Origin of the sequence: Streptomyces sp. CMB-StM0423, from assembly GCF_002847285.1 — a bacterium.
Lineage (GTDB): Bacteria > Actinomycetota > Actinomycetes > Streptomycetales > Streptomycetaceae > Streptomyces.
In genome coordinates this window covers 925,014-942,515 of record NZ_CP025407.1, presented here as the reverse complement: position 1 = coordinate 942,515, position 17,502 = coordinate 925,014, and the positions used below count along the sequence as shown (strand labels likewise).

Annotated in this window: 13 protein-coding genes; 6 read left to right on the top strand and 7 right to left on the bottom strand. The window is 73.4% G+C overall.

The genetic code is table 11. The features are described from left to right. Positions 1 to 12: 12 nt before the first annotated feature. The 3 genes from CXR04_RS03910 to dmpG are packed head-to-tail and all read left to right on the top strand — an operon-like array spanning position 13 to position 2,839. Entirely contained in the window at positions 13 to 843 is an 831-nt protein-coding gene (locus CXR04_RS03910; RefSeq protein WP_101420503.1) for a 2-keto-4-pentenoate hydratase, read from the top strand. After that, on the top strand, positions 840 to 1,820 hold the full coding sequence (locus CXR04_RS03905; RefSeq protein WP_101420502.1) for an acetaldehyde dehydrogenase (acetylating): 981 nt from the start codon (positions 840 to 842) through the stop codon (positions 1,818 to 1,820). Before CXR04_RS03910 ends, CXR04_RS03905 begins: the two co-directional genes overlap by 4 nt. Next, positions 1,817 to 2,839 (top strand): 4-hydroxy-2-oxovalerate aldolase, encoded by a 1,023-nt coding sequence (dmpG, locus tag CXR04_RS03900; RefSeq protein ID WP_101420501.1) that lies wholly within the window; start codon positions 1,817 to 1,819, stop codon positions 2,837 to 2,839. Before CXR04_RS03905 ends, dmpG begins: the two co-directional genes overlap by 4 nt. A gap of 13 nt (positions 2,840 to 2,852) precedes the next feature. Here dmpG and CXR04_RS03895 read toward each other — a convergent pair whose 3' ends face one another. The 3 genes from CXR04_RS03895 to CXR04_RS03885 all read right to left on the bottom strand — a co-directional run bounded on the left by CXR04_RS03895 (position 2,853) and on the right by CXR04_RS03885 (position 6,811). After that, the gene (locus CXR04_RS03895; protein WP_101420500.1) at positions 2,853 to 3,101 is read right to left on the bottom strand and encodes a hypothetical protein; all 249 of its coding nucleotides are present in this window, start codon (positions 3,099 to 3,101) and stop codon (positions 2,853 to 2,855) included. Positions 3,102 to 3,381: 280 nt separating this feature from the next. Then, positions 3,382 to 5,238: an alpha-L-fucosidase gene (locus tag CXR04_RS03890; protein WP_101420499.1), complete on the bottom strand. Its 1,857-nt coding sequence runs from the start codon at positions 5,236 to 5,238 to the stop codon at positions 3,382 to 3,384. Positions 5,239 to 5,398: 160 nt separating this feature from the next. Beyond that, the gene (locus CXR04_RS03885; RefSeq protein WP_101420498.1) at positions 5,399 to 6,811 is read right to left on the bottom strand and encodes a hypothetical protein; all 1,413 of its coding nucleotides are present in this window, start codon (positions 6,809 to 6,811) and stop codon (positions 5,399 to 5,401) included. A 151-nt stretch (positions 6,812 to 6,962) separates the two neighbouring features. On the opposite strand from CXR04_RS03885, the gene CXR04_RS03880 reads away from it, so the two are divergent. Both CXR04_RS03880 and CXR04_RS03875 read left to right on the top strand, forming a co-directional pair. Further along, on the top strand, positions 6,963 to 7,418 hold the full coding sequence (locus CXR04_RS03880) for a PaaI family thioesterase (protein ID WP_101420497.1): 456 nt from the start codon (positions 6,963 to 6,965) through the stop codon (positions 7,416 to 7,418). Positions 7,419 to 7,457: 39 nt separating this feature from the next. Beyond that, positions 7,458 to 7,841, top strand: a complete 384-nt coding sequence (locus CXR04_RS03875) for a hypothetical protein (RefSeq protein WP_101420496.1) — start codon at positions 7,458 to 7,460, stop codon at positions 7,839 to 7,841. A 31-nt stretch (positions 7,842 to 7,872) separates the two neighbouring features. On the opposite strand, the gene CXR04_RS03870 is transcribed toward CXR04_RS03875, so the two are convergent. Both CXR04_RS03870 and CXR04_RS03865 read right to left on the bottom strand, forming a co-directional pair. Beyond that, positions 7,873 to 8,544, bottom strand: coding sequence for a response regulator (locus tag CXR04_RS03870; RefSeq protein ID WP_267898174.1), 672 nt, complete (start codon positions 8,542 to 8,544; stop codon positions 7,873 to 7,875). Next, on the bottom strand, positions 8,531 to 9,802 hold the full coding sequence (locus CXR04_RS03865) for a sensor histidine kinase (RefSeq protein WP_101420495.1): 1,272 nt from the start codon (positions 9,800 to 9,802) through the stop codon (positions 8,531 to 8,533). The genes CXR04_RS03870 and CXR04_RS03865 overlap by 14 nt, the downstream gene beginning before the upstream one ends. 153 nt (positions 9,803 to 9,955) lie before the next feature. Here CXR04_RS03865 and CXR04_RS36365 point away from each other — a divergent pair, with 153 nt between their 5' ends. Further along, on the top strand, positions 9,956 to 12,085 hold the full coding sequence (locus CXR04_RS36365; RefSeq protein ID WP_159072256.1) for an MMPL family transporter: 2,130 nt from the start codon (positions 9,956 to 9,958) through the stop codon (positions 12,083 to 12,085). A gap of 9 nt (positions 12,086 to 12,094) precedes the next feature. Here CXR04_RS36365 and CXR04_RS03855 read toward each other — a convergent pair whose 3' ends face one another. Both CXR04_RS03855 and CXR04_RS03850 read right to left on the bottom strand, forming a co-directional pair. Next, a complete protein-coding gene (locus tag CXR04_RS03855; protein WP_234380044.1) occupies positions 12,095 to 12,541 on the bottom strand; it encodes a hypothetical protein in 447 nt (148 codons plus the stop codon). Further along, on the bottom strand, positions 12,538 to 17,121 hold the full coding sequence (locus CXR04_RS03850) for an RHS repeat-associated core domain-containing protein (RefSeq protein ID WP_101420492.1): 4,584 nt from the start codon (positions 17,119 to 17,121) through the stop codon (positions 12,538 to 12,540). Before CXR04_RS03850 ends, CXR04_RS03855 begins: the two co-directional genes overlap by 4 nt. Positions 17,122 to 17,502: the final 381 nt, after the last annotated feature.

The following is a 17,502-nucleotide window of genomic DNA, read 5'->3' as shown; positions in this document are numbered from 1 at the left end:
AGGAGTGCCCGCATGCCTGCTCCCTCCCGGGCCACAGGCGGCGCCCCGCCGTCCGACGCGGTGGCCGCGGCCGCCGGCGCGCTCGCCGCCGCCGCCCGAACCGGCGTCCCCTGTCCGCCCGTACGCGGCCTGATCGGCGCCGCCGATACGGCCGCGGCGTACGCGGTGCAGCGGCTGAACACCGAGCGGCTGCTCGGCGGCGGGCGCCGCGTCGTCGGCCGCAAGATCGGCCTGACGTCGCCCGCCGTGCAGCGGCAACTGGGGGTCGACCGGCCCGACTTCGGCGCGCTGCTGTCCGACATGGCGGTCCCGGACGGCGGCACCGTACCCGTCGGCAGGCTGCTCCAGCCCAAGGTGGAGGCGGAGGTCGCGCTCGTCCTGGGCGCCGGGCTGCCGTACGAGCAGAGCACCGTCGCCGACGTGCTGCGGGCCGTGGAATTCGCGCTGCCCGCGCTGGAGATCGTCGACAGCCGGATCGCCGACTGGGACATCACGTACGCCGACACCGTCGCCGACAACGCCTCCAGCGGGCTGTTCGTACTCGGCGGCACGCCGGTCCCGCTGTCCGGCGTCGACCTGCGGGCGGTGGAGATGGTGCTCAGCCGCGACGGCGAGCAGACCTCCGCGGGCCGCGGCACCGACTGTCTCGGCGGCCCGCTCAACGCCGCCGTCTGGCTGGCCTCCACGCTCGCCGCCGCCGGCGATCCGCTGCGCGCGGGCGACGTCGTGCTGACCGGTGCGCTCGGGCCGATGGTGCCGGCGGCGCCGGGCGACGAGTTCGAGGCCCGTATCACCGGACTGGGTTCGGTCCGGGTCACCTTCGGGAAGGGAGAGGCGCGATGAGCGACGGGACATCCGGCGGTACGTCCGGCGGTACCTCCGGCCGGACGAGGGTCGCCGTCATCGGCTCCGGCAACATCGGCACGGACCTCATGATCAAGGTGCTCCGGCTCTCCGGCAGCCTGGAGATGGCCGCCATGGCGGGCATCGACCCCGCCTCCGACGGCCTGGCCCGCGCCCGCCGCCTCGGCGTGGCCACCACGCACGACGGGGTGGACGGGCTGCTGGAGCTGGACGAGTTCGCGGACGTGGCGATCGTCTTCGACGCCACCTCTGCGGGCGCCCACCGCAGGCACGACGAGGTGCTGCGGGCCGCCGGCCGCCGGGTCATCGACCTGACGCCGGCCGCCCTCGGCCCGTACGTCGTACCACCGGTGAACCTCGACGCCCATCTGGACGCCCCCAACGTCAACATGGTCACCTGCGGCGGCCAGGCCACCGTCCCGGTCGTCGCAGCCGTCAGCCGGGTCACCCCGGTGCACTACGCCGAGATCGTCGCCTCCATCGCCTCCCGCTCCGCGGGTCCCGGCACCCGCGCCAACATCGACGAGTTCACCGAGACCACCGCCGCCGCGCTGGCGCAGGTCGGGGGCGCGGCCAGGGGCAAGGCGATCATCGTGCTGAACCCGGCGGACCCGCCGCTGATCATGCGCGACACCGTGTACTGCCTCGTAGGACCGTGCGACGAGGACGCGGTCGCGGACTCGGTGGCCGGGATGGTCGCCTCCGTGCAGGCGTACGTGCCGGGCTACCGGCTCAAGCAGCGCGTCCAGTTCGACCGCGTCGCCGCCGACGACCCGCTCGGCGCCCTCGCGCCGGAGCCCGGCGGCGCCGTGCGGGTCTCGGTCTTCCTGGAGGTCGAGGGCGCCGCCCACTACCTGCCGTCGTACGCCGGGAACCTCGACATCATGACCTCCGCCGCGCTGCGCACCGCGGAGCGGATGGCCACCGACCGAACCGCGAAGGTGAGCACCCCGTGACCGACACCCCCGCCGCCGCCCCGCTGTACGTCCAGGACGTGACCCTGCGGGACGGCATGCACGCCCTGCGGCACCGCTACACCGCCGAGCAGGCCCGTACCATCGCCGCCGCGCTGGACGCCGCGGGTGTCGGCGCGATCGAGATCGCCCACGGCGACGGCCTGTCCGGCTCCAGCATCACGTACGGCATCGGGGCCCACACCGACTGGGAGTGGATCGAGGCCGTCACCGACGCCGCCCGCACCGCCGTCCCCACCACCCTGCTGCTGCCCGGCATCGGCACCCTGGCCGACCTGAGGCTCGCCCACCGCCTCGGCATCCGCTCGGTGCGCGTCGCCACCCACTGCACCGAGGCGGACATCTCCGCCCAGCACATCTCGGCGGCCCGCGACCTGGGCATGGACGTGGCCGGCTTCCTGATGATGTCCCACATGGCGGAACCGGGGGAACTCGCCCGCCAGGCGAAGCTGATGGAGTCCTACGGCGCCCACTGCGTCTACGTCACCGACTCCGGTGGCCGGCTGACGATGGACGGCGTCCGCGCCCGCTTCCGCGCGTACCGCGACGCCCTCGACCCCGCCACGGAACTCGGCATCCACGCCCACCACAACCTGGCCCTCGGCGTGGCCAACACCGTCGTCGCCGTCGAGAGCGGCGCCGTCCGCGTCGACGCCTCCCTGGCCGGCCAGGGGGCGGGCGCGGGCAACTGCCCGCTGGAGGCGTTCGTCGCGGTCGCGGACCTGATGGGCTGGCAGCACGGCTGCGACCTGTTCCCCCTGATGGACGCCGCCGACGACGTGGTCCGCCCGCTCCAGGACCGCGAGGTCCGCGTCGACCGCGAAACCCTGACCCTGGGCTACGCGGGCGTCTACTCCAGCTTCCTCCGCCATGCGGAGTCGGCGGCGGCCCGCTACGGCCTGGACACCCGCACGATCCTGGTGGAGGTAGGCCGCAGGGGGATGGTCGGGGGCCAGGAGGACATGATCACCGACATCGCCCTCGACCTGGCCGGGGCGTAGGGCCGGGGCGCGCTCAGGCCCCGTCGTCCGCCCCGAAGTCGCCCAGCCCCGCGACGAGCCGGGCGCGGGCGGCGTCGAGGTCTTCCTGGTACGAGGGGCTGAAGATCTGCGGCAGCCGGGTCTCCAGGGAACCGCTGACCGTGAGCAGCGCCGACCAGACCGCGCGGTCGTCGACGACGGCCTTGAAGTCCCGGCGGTGCATCATCCGGTCGAGCCAGTCGGAGAGAACCAGCGCCTCGTCATCGCCGAGTTCGATCTGCATGTCACCCCTCCGACCATCTTACGGGACGCCGTCTCGCAGCAGGTAGGTGAGCCGGTCTTCCCCGCCCGGCGGAGAAGCGCATCCTCACCGGCCATGCCCTTGATCTGCCGCAACGCATCCGCCACGTCATCGGCGAAGCCGTGAAGTTCCCGGGCCGGTTGCCTGACCCGGTGCCGCGCGCCGGGGCGAGGCCGGGCGGAGCTTGCCGAACCCGTGGACGGCAAGGACGCAGGACGCCCCGCCGGTGGTCCCGGCGGGGCGTCCCCGGGGGTGGTGGTGGTCAGTTCGGGTAGAGCTGTTGTTGGGGGATGATCTGCTGGTCCTGGCCCGGGCTGGACCAGAGGAGCTTCATGTGGGCGTCGCCCGTCTGCTCCGCGTACTCGACCTTGAGGGAGTGGCGGGTGCCCGCCTCAAGGTCGACCTGGGCCTTGTCGACGCTGGTGTTGTGCGGCGTCCAGTTGTCGATGACCAGCTTGCCGTCCAGCCAGACGCGCACGTTGTCGTCCGAGACCGTGGTCAGGGTGTACGTCTCGGAGCGGCGCGGTTCGACGCTGCCGGTCCAGCGGACGCTGAAGCCGTCGGCCGGGATGTTCTTCGCCGGTGAACCGGTGTACTTCCAGGAGTGGTTGATGTCCGCGTCCGTGCGGGTGACCTTCGGCGTGCCGGTCAGCGCGGGGTTGTCGTAGACCTCCTGCTTCAGGCCGGTGCCGCCGCCCGGTGCGGCCGTCGGGCCGGGGTCGGCGGTCAGTTCGATGACGGTGGCGGCGTCGTTGGTGGCGCTGCCGGCGGGGGTGAGGTCGTAGCCGTCGCCGGCCTCGGTGACGGTGACCTGCTGGTCGGAGCCGAGCACGCGGGCCCCGGTCACCTCGATGTCCGTACGGGCCTTGAGGTGCAGGGAGCCGCCGGCGGCGGGCCACGTGGTGACGGCCGCGTAGAGCTTGTCGCCCTTGCGGCTGACGAAGCCCCAGTCGGGCTGCTCGACCAGCCCGCCGAACCCGGCGCCGTAGACCGCGTTGCCCTGGCCCGCGGTACGCAGCCAGTCGCCCATCTCGCCGAGCCGCTGCACCGAGGGCTCCGGGACGCGGCCGCGGGCGTCGGGGCCGACGTTGAGGAGGTAGTTGCCGCTGCGGGAGGCGGTGGAGAGCAGGTTGCGTACGAGCGAGGCGCTGGACTTCCAGTTCTCGTCGTAACGCGCGTACCCCCAGTGGCCGTTGAGGGTCATGCAGGACTCCCAGAGCTGCCCGTCGACCGGTGCGCCGGGGATCTCCTGCTCGGGGGTGCCGTAGTCGCCGTCGGTCACCCGGCGCTTGCCGACCCGGTTGTTGACGACGAGGTCGGGGTCGAGCCCGCGCAGGTACGTCTCCAGCCGCTCGCCGTCCTGCGCGGTCCAGGGGTTGTGCGGCCGGTCCGTCGCCCACTCGCCGTCGAACCACAGCAGCGCCGGGTCGTAATTGTCGACCAGCTCCTTGAGCTGGGCGTACATGCGCTTCTCGTACTGCGGGAAGGTCGCCGGATCGGCGAAGTCCGGGTCGTGCCAGTCCCAGATCGAGTAGTAGAAGCCGAGCTTGATGCCGGCCTTCTTCGCGGCCTTCTTCAGCTCGGCCATGATGTCGCGGCGCTTGTCGAACGCCGAGTGGTCGCGCAGGTTCCACGAGTTGACCTTCGTCGGCCACATCGCGTAGCCGTCGTGGTGCTTCGACGTGATGACGATGTACCGCATGCCGGCGTCCTTGGCCGCCCCGACCACGGCCTCGGCGTCGAAGTCGGCGGGGTTGAAGGTCGCGGCCTGCTTCTCGTACTCCTCGTCCGGGATGTTGCACTGCCGCTTGATCCACTCGGCGTCGCGGCAGACGGTGCCGTCGGGGCGGGTGTACTCGCCCTCCAGGTTGGAGTACGCGCCGAAGTGGATGAACATCCCGAACCGGTCCTGCCGGAACCAGCTCGTCCGCTCGGACGTGAAGGGGTCGTCCACGGCGTGATCGGTCCCGGACCCGCTGGCGGGCGGCGCTGCGGCGGGTGCGGCTGCGGCGGGTGTGGCTGCCGCGCCGGCGGGCAGCGCTGCGGCGGCGAGTGCGGCGGCGACGAGCAGGGGCAGTGCGGCGACTCTCCGCGTGGTGCGGGGGCGAGGGGTGTGCATCGCAGCTCCAATTCATCGGATGACCCGGAAGGTAGGAACGGATACATCGGATGTCAATGGGCAGCGCATCGGTAAGTTTCGCTGTGTAGCGGCGAGGTGTGGGTGATAGCTCCGATGTATGGGCCTGCGGGGGCCCGTTCAGACCCCCGCAGCGCCCGAGCTACGTGAAGCGGAGCTTGTCCTTTCTGGCGAGGTGGAGGGTCAGGAACGCCTGGCCCGCCATCGCGCCGATGCGGTGTTCGCGGCCGTAGTACGTGTTCTCGCCGGACGCCCCGTACGTGCGGCCGTCGTCGAACCGGGCCATCATGGCGAGCTGCTCCTCGTTGTGGTGGCGCTCCCAGGAGGCGGCGGCCGGGTCGATGCCGGTGTCCTGGGCGGTGAGGGAGACCAGCAGGTCGAAGTTGCCGAAGTAGAAGGGGAAGTGGGTGCCCCAGTCGTTGCCCTCGGGGTAGTAGATCTCGCCGCTGCGCGGCTGGTAGATGGTCTTCATGGTGCCGTCGGGGGCCTGGAAGGGCAGGTCGACGAGGGCGGAGTAGACGCGGGTGATGTTGTGCAGGGCGGCGCGCGGTGCGGCGCGGCCCGCGAGGCCGTAGACGAAGCCCTCGTAGAGGCTCTGGTCGAACGCGACCATGTAGAGCGGGTGCAGGATGTGGTGGTTGTCCAGGGTGCCGTCGTCGGCGATGTTCGTGCCCCGCAGCCAGGTGGACAGCTCGATGCCGTTGATCGTCTCACCGCCGGTGAGGTCCGCGGGGCAGGCGGCGGCCGCCAGCAGGAGTTCGACGTTGCGCCGGGCCCAGACGGGGGCGCGCGGGTGACCGGGCATCATGGCCTCGGCCAGCGAGAGGACGGCGGCGCTCCAGTTGTCCTCCTCCGCCTTGCTGTCGCCGGGGGTGACGGCGGTGCCGTCGCGGCGCTTCTCGTAGAGCTGTTCGCCGGAGGTACCGATGAGGTAGACGTCGTTGCCGGTGGTGAGCCGGTCCGCCTCCCAGGCCGTCATCGCGGCGAGGTGGCCGCGCTCCCGGTCGTCCAGCTCGTCCCAGAAGAGCCAGCCGGCGAGGGCGGTGTAGTACGCCCACAGGGCGCTCTGCCAGGTGTTGCCCCAGCGGGTGGCGGGATTGGTGTTGTTGGCCAGGTGGCGGGCCGCGATGGTGCGGATGAGGTTGCGGGTGCGGATGGTGGCGTTGGCGGCGGAGAGGGTGCGCGGGTCGTAGACGCCGGTGACCAGGGCGGTGGTGGCGGCGACGGCGGCCATGGCGGGCAGGCGGATGGCACGCTCGTCGGTGCCGCGGAGGTCGATGTAGCCGTCGGGGAGGTACGAGCGGTAAGTCCCGGCGTACCAGGGGCCGATGAGATAGCGCGCGCTGCCCGCCAGGATCGCCTTGACCCGACGTCCGGCGGCGTCGTTGGCGCCGTACGAGCCGAGCCGGGCCCAGTCGATGGGCACCACCCCGCCGGGGGCTGCGGCCGTTCCGGCGGCCCGGGCTGCGGCCGGCAGCCCGAGGGCCGAGGCGGCGCCGACGGCGGCGGAGGCGCCGATGAGGTGGCGGCGGGACAGACGGTGCGAAGAGGTCATACGGCGCTCCTGCGGTCTGTGAGGAAAGTGTCTCTGTGGATTCTCACGTGGGAATGGCATCTGACAAGGGGCGGCGTCGATACGCTGCGCACCACTCGGGGCCGTCGGCGCAGCGCCGGCGGCCGCGCCGCGCCGCTTCGGGAGGAGATCCGTGGAGGACGAGTCGCAGTCAGGGGAAGCGAGCCCGAAGGTGCGGGAGCGGGTGCGGGAGAGCTTCGACCGGCAGGGCCTGATGCGCCATCTCGGCGCCCGGATCTCCCTGGTCGCGCCGGGCCGCGTGCACATCGTGCTGCCGGCCAGGCCCGAAGTCACCCAGCAGCACGGCTACTTCCACGCGGGCGCCACGAGCGCGATCGCGGACAGCGCGGGCGGGTACGCCGGGTACACGCTCTTCCCCGAGGACGCAGACGTCCTCACCGTCGAGTACAAGATCAACCTCCTGGCGCCCGCGGTGGGCGAACACCTGGAGGCGGTGGGCACGGTGCTGAAGTCCGGGCGCACCCTGACGGTGTGCGGTCTTGAGGTCTTCGGGCACCGTGCCGACGGCGTACGCAAGCTCGTCGCCAACGGCCAGCAGACGCTGATCCGCGTGCCGCGGGAGCGATGACTCCGCGTAGAGTGGCCGTGACCTTGTGGGGGGTTTCCGATGCGCCGACTGCTTGCGTGCTGTGCCGTTCCGATCGCTCTGCTGGCCGGATGCTCCGGGTCCGATGAACTCGACCCGGTCACCGGTGAGTGGGCGGCCGACGGCGCGCAGCCCGCGGGCTTCGCGCACTTCGCGGACAACGCGACGATCAGCGTCGACGGCGGCAAGGCCACGCTCGGTACGCCGCCTTCGAGCCTGTGCGGCGGGGCCACCGTGGAGGCCACCGGCGACGACCGCTTCCGGATCGCCTTCGCCGGCTCCGACTCGTGTATCACTGTCAACGTGCCGGTGAGCCTGGACGTCCGGGTCGACGGCGACACCCTCCGGGCAACCCCGACCGGCGCCCCCGGCGACGCGGTGTACCGCTTCCGCCGCGCGGACTGAACGGCGCGGGCGAACGCCCGCCCGGTCCGCGTCAGTCGACGCGGCGGGCGAGGAGGGCCGCCTGGGCGCGGTCGCGGCAGCCGGTCTTGGCGAGGAGGCGGCTGACGTGGCTCTTCACCGTGTGCTCCGAGACGACCAGGCGGGCCGCGATCTCCGCGTTGCTCAACCCCTCGCCGATCAGGGTGAGTACGTCGCGCTCCCGCGGGGTGAGACCGGCGACGCGGTCCAGTCCCGTACGCCGGGTGCGGCGGCCGGCGGCGTAGCTGCGGATGAGGCGGCGGGCGACGCTGGGGCTCAGCGCGCCGTCGCCGGCGGCCGTGGCCTCGACGGCGGCGGTGATCTGTTCGTACGACGCGCTCTTGAGCAGGAAGCCGCCGGCGCCGCCGGTGAGGGCCTCGTCCACGTACTCGTCCATGTCGAAGGTCGTGAGCATCAGCACCCTCGTACGGTCCAGAAGCCCGCCCTCCGCCAGCCGGGCCAGCACCCACAGCCCGTCGTGGCCCGGCATGCGCACGTCGAGCATGAGGACGTCGGGCGCGAGATCGCGGGCCAGCCGCAGGGCGTGGTCGCCGTCGCCCGCGGTGCCGACGACGGTGAAGCCGGGGCGGGTTTCGAGCATCAGGCGCAGCCCGTCGCGTACGACGCGCTCGTCGTCGGCGATGACGACGCGGACGGCGGCGGCCCCGGGGTCAGCGTTCGGCACCGACGGGCCCTCCCTTCGGGGACGTCGACGGGGAGACCGGCGAGGATGCCACCGAAGAATCCGCCGGGATCGTGGCCGTGACGGCGAAGCGGCCGTCCGGCGCCGGGCCCGCGGTGAGGTCGCCGCCGAGCGCCGCGATGCGCTCGCGCAGCCCGGTGAGCCCCACGCCGCTGCCGGGGGAGGGGACGTGGCCGGGCGGCGGCGGGCCGCAGTCGACCCGGACCCGGGTGCCGCGCGCGTCGGCGCCGACCCGGATCTCGACCTCCGCCCCCGGCGCGTGGCGGCGGGCGTTGGCCAGCGACTCCTGGACCAGCCGGTACGCCGCGAGCTGCACGGGGCGCGGCAGCGCGGCGGCCGGCTCGCCCATCTCCAGGCGCACCCGGCCACCCGCCCGCTCGGCGGCCGCGACCAGGCGCGGCACGTCGGCGAGTTGGGGCGCCGGGCTGCGCGGGGCGGCCTCGCCGGTCTGGTCGCGCAGGACGCCCAGCATGTCGCGCATCTCCGTGGTCGCCTGCCGGCCCGCGCTCGCGACGGCGTCGATGCCCTCGCGCGCCCAGTCCGGCAGTTCGCCGGAGCGCGCCCGCAGCGTCTCGGCGTGCAGCACCAGCAGCGTGAGGGAGTGGGCCGCGACGTCGTGCATGTCGCGGGCGATCCGCACCCGCTCGGCCGCCGCCGCCCGCTCCGCGCGCAGCGCCTGCGCGCGCTGGGCGTCCGCCGCGCGCCGCTCGGCGGCGGCCAGTTCCTCGCGCCGGCCGCGCGCGGCCAGCCCCAGCGCCCAGGCGGCGGGCAGCGGCGCGAGCACGGCCAGCACGTCGGAGCCGCCGCGCCAGTCGTCGGCCGCCGTGGCGTGGTTGACCACCACGGCGACGGCGACGAGTGCCGCGCCGCAGGACAGGGCGAGCGCGGAGTGCCGGGGCGGCGCGTGGGCCCCGGCCGCATACAGCGCGAACGCCAGCGGCAGGACGGCCAGCGGCGTCAGGCCCACCTCGGCCCACGCGCAGGCCAGCTCGGTGACGACCAGCGCGACCAGCACGGCGGCCAGCGCTGCCAGCGGGTGGCGCCTGCGTACGGCGAGGCCCAGGGCGGCGGCGAGGCCGTAGCCGGCGAGGGCGAGCCAGCCTGCGGCGGAGCTGTCGGTGGTGGCCTGGTCGAGGAACGCCGGCGCCAGCGCCGCCGCCACCACGGCGATCTCCAGCGCCGCCACCGACCCCGGGCGGGCGGCGGTGAGCAGGGCGGGGGTGCCGGGCGTCGCGGTCATCGTGCCGAGCGTACGGGGACGGAACGCCGTCCGGCGCCGTCCGCGGGAGCGATCCGCGGCGGCGGCGACTGGTCCCTGAGAGTGAGACGGGCGCCGGGCGATGCGCTCGCGGCGGCGATGCCCGCGCGGGCCCGCCTCGCGCTCAATGGCCTCATGGCAGCGAACGCGAAGATCCCGAACGACCCCGCCCCGCCCCCGGGTCCGCACCCCGGGCCGCCTCCAGGTCCCACCCGCCTGGGCCGGACACTGCGGCGGACGAAGTGGCTGGTGGTGCTCGTGTGGCTGGCGCTGGCCGCCGCCGGCACCGTCCTGGCCGCCGGGCTCGGCGACGTCCAGCGCGACGACGCCGCCGCGTACCTGCCCGGCGGCTACGAGTCCAGCGTCGTCGCCGAGTTGACCGAACCCGATGCCGGCCACCCGCGGGCCGAGACCGCCCTCGTCGTCTTCAGCCGCGAGCAGGGACCGCTCACCGACGCCGACCGTGCGGCCGTCACCGCCGGCCGCACGGCGCTGGCCGCCGTCGACGCCCCGGGCGTCGGGCAGCCCGGCGCGCCGGTGGTCTCCGACGACGGCCGGGCCGCGCTCGTCCCCGTACGCATCCAGCCCGGACACGCCGACGACGAGCGGCTGGAGAACGGCGTGGCGGCGCTGCGGACCGCGCTCGACGGCGTCGGCGGCTCCGGCCTGCGCGTCCAGGTCGCCGGCGAGGCCGCCCTCGGCGTCGACAACAGCGGGGGCGACGTGGACGCGGCGCTGATGCTCACCTCCATGGTGATCGTGGCGGTCCTGCTGCTGCTCACCTACCGCAGCCCGGTGCTGTGGCTCGTGCCGCTGCTCGCCGCGCTGGCCGCCGTGCTGACCGCCCGCGGGGCGGCGTACGGGCTCGCCAGGGCCGGCCTGTCGGTCACCGACCTGTCGTCCGCCATCCTCATCGTCCTGGTCTTCGGGGCCGCCACCGACTACGCGCTGCTCCTCCTGGCCCGCTACCGCGAGGAACTCGCCCGCCACCCCGACCGGCACGAGGCCATGGCCGAGGCGCTGCGCCGCACCACCCCCGCCATCGTCGCCAGCGCCGGCACCGTCGTCGCGGGACTGCTGTGCCTGCTGGTCGCCGACCTCGCCGGGCTGCGCGGCCTCGGCCCGGTGGCCGCGTCCGGCATCGCGGTCGCGCTGCTCGCCATGCTCACGCTGCTGCCGGCGCTGCTGGTGTGCGCGGGCCGCTGGCTGCTGTGGCCGCGCAGCCCGTACCCCGGGAAGCCGCGCGGCGCGGACAGCCACCGCATGTGGAGCGCGCTCGGCAGCCGTGTCGTCCGACGGCCCCTGCGCTACGCGGTCCTGACCACCCTGGCCCTGGCCGCAGGCGCGGTCGGGCTGACCGGGCTGCACACCTCCGCCGACCCGCTGGACAAGGTGCCGCCGTCCGCCGAGTCCGCCGCCGGGCAGCGGGTGCTCACCGGCCACTTCCCCGACGGGGTCTCCGCACCCCTGACCGTCGTCCTGCCCGCCGACGCCGCGCCGCGCACCCTCCGCGCCGCCGAACGCACCGCCGCCGCCCTGCCCGGGGTCGCCGCCGCAGAACGCGGTGATCCGGTCGCCGGGCGGCCCACCGTGCGCGTGGAGCTGGACGTCGACCCGTACGGCGACGCCGCCCGCGACACCATCCGCCGACTCCGCGCCGACCTCGCCCGCGTCACCGACGGCGCCCTCGTCGGCGGCACCCCCGCCGTCCAGCTCGACTACCGCAGCGCGGCGCTCGACGACACCCGGCGCATCGTCCCGCTCGTGCTCCTTGCCGTCGCCGCCATCCTCACCCTGCTGCTGCGTTCCCTGGTCGCCCCGCTGGTGCTGATGGCCGCGAACGTCCTGTCGTTCGCCGCCTCCCTGGGGCTGGCGACGCTGGTCTTTGACCACGTGATGGGCTTCGGCGGCGTGGCCGCGGACCTGTTCGTCTACATCTTCGTGTTCCTGGTCGCCCTGGGCGTCGACTACACGATCTTCCTGATGGAGCGCGTCCGCGAGGAACGCCGCCACGCCCCCACCCGCGAGGCCGTCCACCGCGGCCTCACGGCCACCGGCGGCGTCATCACCGCGGCGGGCCTGGTCCTGGCCGGCACGTTCGCCGCCCTGGGCCAGATCCCGGACGTGACGGTCGCCGAGGTCGGCATAGCGGTGGCGATCGGCGTCCTGATCGACACCTTCCTCGTCCGCTCCCTGCTGATCCCGGCCGCGGTCACCCTCCTCGGCGAGAAGACCTGGTGGCCGTCCCGGCCCCCGAGGCGGTAGGCCGGGTCGTCAGCGGCCGTACCGGATGACTCCGTCGACCGGGGGCCGCCGGTCCGCGGCCCGTTCGAGCAGCGGGCTGTCCCGGAGGGGCGACTCCAGCTCGTAGTCGGCCCAGGTGACACCGCCCGCGATGACGTATGTCTCCACCGACCCGGCCTCCAGCAGGTAGATCTCGTGTCCCGCCCGGATCTCCCCGAGCCTGCCCTCCAGTTCCGCCCGCTCCGGCGGCGCGGCCCGGCGCAGATGCACGGGACCGAGGTCGTTCCAACTGGAGATCCGCCACAGGTCGGAGAAGAGGATGTCCCGTACGACGAGGGTGTCGTCCACGTCGAGGTCTTCCAGCGGCGGAGTGCCGCGGAAGACCGCGGCCGCGGAGGCGGGCCGGTAGACCAGCAGCCCGAAGTGACGCTCGTCCCGGAACTCGGGCTCCGCTTCTTCCCGCCGTTCGGTCGTCACGTCACGGGCCTCCATTCGTCGAATTTCCTGTCCCAGCGGTAGAAGTCGACCTTATCCATCAGACCGGCCTTGTGGACTTGGATCAGTTCCCACTGGGTCGCGAAGATGCGCCCGTTGGCGAACGCGTCGTCCGCCAGGTGCAGGCCGCCGGCGTCGTTGAGCGCGCGGTTCAGCGCGCGCGCAGGGCCGCCGCCCGCGGCGGGCAGGCCGTCGAGCATGAAGGAGACGCGGCCCTCGCCGCGGCCCACCCTGGCGATCGCGTTGACCACCTCGTCCTGCCAGGTGGCCGCGAACGCCGGATCCATGAAGTGCCGGGCCTGTACGACCTCGGCGAAGTCCTGCACCTGGAGCCCGCCGCGCGTACTGCGGCCGAGGGCCACGTGGTCGAGCGGGCCGATGAAGCACGGGGTGAGCCCCAGCGGGTCGAACCACGTGTGGGGGTTGTGGACGTAGGCGTACGGGTTGGGGGCCGGGGTGAGCCCGAGGGGGTCGGGGCTCGCGTAACGCGCCGTGTCCGGGTCGTAGTAGCGCTGGCAGTTGTAGTGGAGACCGGTCTCCGGATCGAAGTACTGGCCCGGGAAGCGCAGTGGGGTGTAGGCGGCGGAGTCGGCGGCCCAGCGCGTGTGGCCCCAGAGGGTGCGCCGCGCCCGCCACGCGACCGTCCCCTGCGGGTCGACCAGTTCGGTCGGGGCGCCGACGAGGTCGGTGACGATGGCGAAGAAGCGCGAGTCGACTTCCTCCTGGGTGGCGGCCGCCGTGAGCCGCTCCGCCTGCGCGACGGGCTGCAGCCCGTCGTACTCCCAGGTCAAGGTGGCGTGACGGGGCTGCCCCGCGGTCACCGTGGTCTGCTCCACCAGGGTGTTCCCGTCCCAGGTGAACAGGGTCTCCTCGGCGACGGCGGAGCCGTCGGGCGTCATCCGGCGCTTGGCGAGGCGGCGGCCGAACGGGTCGTAGAGGTAGCGCCAGACGGTGCCGTCGGGGGTGGTGACGGCGGTGATCCTGTCCTCGGCGTCCCACTCGTAGCGCCAGACCTCCGGCTTGCGCGACAGCCGGGTCCTGGTGCGTACGGTGACACGTCCTGCGGCGTCGTACGTGTAGCGGACCCGGCCCGCGCCGACGAGCCGGCCGCCGTCCAGCTCACGGGCCCCTTGGGCGTCCGGCGCCCACCGCTCGGGCCAGGACGCCCGCGTCTGGTTCCCGGCGGGGTCGTAGGCGTACTCCTCGCGCCAGTCGGCCGCCTCGACGCCGGTGACCCGGCCCACCGGGTCGAGCCGGAAGCGGCGCGAACCGCGGTCGTCCTCGACCTGGACGAGGTGGCCGTCGCCGCGGTAGCCGTAGCGGCGCCGCAGTACGTCGTCGGCGGGGGTGTGCACCCGCTGCTCGGCGAGGCGGCCGGCCGCGTCCCAGGCGCTGTCCAGAAGGAGGCCGTCGTCGATCACCCGCGTCGTTTCGCGGCCCGCGGCGTCGAAGGCCGAGCGGACGACGTGGCCGGCGAAGTCCACGGCGGTGCGCTGCCCCGTCTCGTCGTAGCCGTAGCGGGTACGGCTGCCGCCGGGCGTCACGCGCTCCGTGGGCCGTCCGATCGCGTCGTGCGCGAGGGTCAGCGTGCGGCCGTTGACCGTCTCGGCGGTCAGCCGGCCGAGGACGTCATGGGTGCGCCGCAGGTCGCAGCCGGGGGCGGTGGCGCGCAGCAGCCTGCCGAGCGGGTCGTGCGCGAACGTCGTGGCCGCGCCGTCGACGAGCTTGGCCACGATCTGGCCGGTCCAGTCCCGCTCGAACTCCACGGTCTGGCCGAGCGGGTTGGTCCGCGAGGACATCCGGCCCGCGGCGTCGTGGCCGTAGCCGATGCGGACGCCGTGGAAGTCGGTCTCGGCGGTGAGGTTTCCGGCCGGATCGTACTCGTACGTCCACTCCCGGCCCTCGGGGTCGGCCACGGCGGTCAGCCGCAGCAGCGGGTCGTAGGCGTAGCGGTACGTCGCCCCGTCGGGGTTGGTGCGCGCGGCGAGGAGGTCGAAGTGGGTGTACTCGTAGCGGGTGGCACCGTCCTGCGCGTCGCGGTGGCCGACGCAGTTGCCCTCGCCGTCGTACTCCCAGGTCTCCCGAGCACCGTCGGGCCCGGTGCGGGCGGCGAGTCTGCCCTCCACCGTCCAGCGCAGCCGGGTGAGCCCGCCGTGCTGGTCCGTCACCTCGGCCACCCGGCCGAACGCATCGTGACGGCGGACGATGCGCCGGCCGGCGGAGGTGGCTATGGTCAGGGGCAGCCCCGCGGCGTCGCACTTCACGTGCGTCGCCTGGCCCAGCGGATCGGTGATCCCGGCGAGATGGCCGAACTCGTCGTACGCGTAGCGCGTGAAGGACCCGGCGGGGTCGGTGACCGACACGACGTGGCCCCGGGAGTCGTACTCCCAGAACCAGCTTGCGCCGTCGGAGAGCCGGAGTGAGGTGAGCCTGCCGAGGCCGGAGTACGTCAGCTCCGACTCGGTGCCGTCCGGGTGGACCACCCGGGTCGGCTGGCCGGCCGGGTTGTTGGTGTAGCGGGTGGTGTGGCCGAGGGGGTCCGTCTCGGAAACGACGTGGTGATGCGCGTCGTACGCGGTGCGGGAGACCGCCCCGAGCGCGTTGATCTCGGCGACGACCTGGGTGTTCTCGTTGATCACGAAGCGGGTGGCGGCGCCCTCCGGGGTGGTCAGAGTGGTGATGCGCGCGCCCGGCCACGCGGGGTCGGTGCCGTCGTACGCGAGGACGAGGGCGAGGACGCCGGACTCGCCGCGCTGCGCGACGCAGCGGTCGTGCTCGTCGTACGTATACGTGTAGCGGCGGCTGTTGCGGTCCGTCCACGAGGTGATGCGCAGCCGCTCGTCGTAGGTGAAGCGCAGCGGGAGACCGGAGGAGTTGACGTCCTCGGTCAGGCTGCCGTCCTCGTCGTAGGCGAAGCTCTTGAGGGTGACGTCGGTGCCGTCGTCGGCGGCGCCGGCGAGGGCCAGGGCGGTGATGCGTTCCCCGGCCGTGGTGACCTTGAGGTGGTAGCCGCCGGAGTGCCGGATGCCGGCCAGGGCGCCGCCCTCGTCGTAGCCGAAGTCGAGGGTGTGGCCGTCCCGGTCCGACACCTGCTCGATACGGGCGACGCCGGCGCCGAGGACGTCGTCGTCCGCGGGCGGCGCGAAGCGGCGGGTGATGCCGCTGACGGGGTCGGTGACGCGGTAGCGGCCGTCCTCCAGGCGCCGCAGGGGCCAGCGGGGTCCCTCCTCGGGCAGGACGTCCTCGTCCGTACCGGCGGGATGCGGGTACTTCAGCAGCAGCCCGTCCTCCGAGACGAGGACCACGCCGTCGTCCTCGACCTCCACCCGCTGGTCGGCGGTGGAGGTCCAGGTGGGGCCGAACCAGCGGCCGGCCAGGTAACCCGACTCCGCCCGGCGGGTGAACACCAGCGGCAGCGCACCCGGCAGTTCGACGTCGGTCTGCGTCAGGAACATCTTTCCCGTCGCCATGTCCACCGGGTCGCCGCAGCCGCGGATGACGTTCTTGAGGCGGTTGTAGGCGCCCTTGGCCCCGCTCGCGAGCAGGTCACCGCCGCGCTTGGCCAGCCCCAGGACGGCGGACTTCATGGACTTCAGACCCTTGAGGGCGTTCAGCCCGCCCTTCAGGCCCTTGGCCAGTCCGCCGAGGGTGGTGAGGCCCTTCATGCCGGGGATGCAGTCGAGGGCGGCGAAGGCGACGTCCCAGAGGGAGGCTTCGCCGTTCATGTACTTGTAGAGCGTGTCGGCGAGGACGACGAGGGCGGCGGCGAGGACGACCCAGGCGAGGGGTCCGCCGATGATGAGGACGACGATGCCGAGGACGGCGACGATGACCTTGCAGACGGTGACGATGGTGTCCCAGTTGTCCTTGACCCAGTCGACCGCCTTCTCCCACCACTTGCGGTTCTGGATCCCGGCGTCGGAGGCGTCCTCCAGCTTGTCCTTCGCCTCGGACGCGGCATCCTCACGCATCTTCTTGGCGTCGGCGGCCATCTTCTTGGCCGCTTCGAGGCCGCCTTGCGCGTTGTCGACGGCGCTCTGCGCGCTGGCGCGGGCGGACTTGGCGTCGGTGGCGTTGCGGGTGGCGGCGCGTACCTCGGACTCGTCGGGCTTCTCCTTGCCCTCCTTCTCGTCGTACTCGTCGGTCTTCTTCGTCGCCCGGTCCACCCAGGAGTTCGCCGAATCAAGGCGCCCGCTGGCGGCGCTCAGATCACTCTGCGCCTCCCGGCCCTTGGCCAGCGCCTTGTCCGCCAGCGACTGGGCCCGCTCCAGCTTCGGCCAGTACGCCGCGAGCGCATCACCCGCCAGGTCGTACGACCGCTGAAGCTTCTTCAGGTTCTTGGGGACCTCCTCGAACTCGTCCTGGAACGCCTTCGCCGTCTTCCCCGCCCACCGCAGCAGCGCATCCTCACCGGCCATGCCCTTGATCTGCCGCAACGCATCCGCCACGTCATCGGCGAAATCGTGCAGCTCACGCGCCAACTGCTTGACCCGCTCCGGATCCCCCGGCGTGGGATCGTCATCCAGATCCAGGACATGCCAGTCCGTCGGGCGATTCCCCATACGTGTTCACCAACCCCCCGTGGCCACCGCCCTGTTGTGAGCTGTGAGCCTCTTTACGAAGGTACACCGGTCGTGTCCACGCAGGGCTTTCCGGCGCGGCGGCGGCCTCCCGGGCCTGATCGGCGGACCGCGGGCCCGGTGACGGCCCGCGCTCGCAGCTGCGCGAGATGTGCGCGTCGCGGCGGTAGCGTCGCTGTTCGGCAAGTCACGACGGGATCGGTGCCGGATCCGGGCGGCGGCGTTCGTGGGAGAGGCGAGAGGGCGCCCGCCGGGGCGTCCGGAGAAGGGAACGATGATGAAGCTGACGAGCGTCACCAACGTCTCCGTCGACGGAGTGATGCAGGGGCTCGGCCGGGCGGACGAGGACCGCAGGGACGGGTT

Bases quoted from the DNA above. Each gene is read 5' to 3' on its own strand.
- CXR04_RS03905 (WP_101420502.1), top strand. From the start codon at position 840: ATGAGCGACGGGACATCCGGCGGTACGTCCGGCGGTACCTCCGGCCGG.
- CXR04_RS03850 (WP_101420492.1), bottom strand. From the start codon at position 17,121: ATGGGGAATCGCCCGACGGACTGGCATGTCCTGGATCTGGATGACGAT.
- CXR04_RS03865 (WP_101420495.1), bottom strand. From the start codon at position 9,802: ATGACCGCGACGCCCGGCACCCCCGCCCTGCTCACCGCCGCCCGCCCG.
- CXR04_RS36365 (WP_159072256.1), top strand. From the start codon at position 9,956: ATGGCAGCGAACGCGAAGATCCCGAACGACCCCGCCCCGCCCCCGGGT.
- CXR04_RS03885 (WP_101420498.1), bottom strand. From the start codon at position 6,811: ATGACCTCTTCGCACCGTCTGTCCCGCCGCCACCTCATCGGCGCCTCC.
- CXR04_RS03890 (WP_101420499.1), bottom strand. From the start codon at position 5,238: ATGCACACCCCTCGCCCCCGCACCACGCGGAGAGTCGCCGCACTGCCC.
- CXR04_RS03895 (WP_101420500.1), bottom strand. From the start codon at position 3,101: ATGCAGATCGAACTCGGCGATGACGAGGCGCTGGTTCTCTCCGACTGG.
- CXR04_RS03910 (WP_101420503.1), top strand. From the start codon at position 13: ATGCCTGCTCCCTCCCGGGCCACAGGCGGCGCCCCGCCGTCCGACGCG.
- CXR04_RS03875 (WP_101420496.1), top strand. From the start codon at position 7,458: ATGCGCCGACTGCTTGCGTGCTGTGCCGTTCCGATCGCTCTGCTGGCC.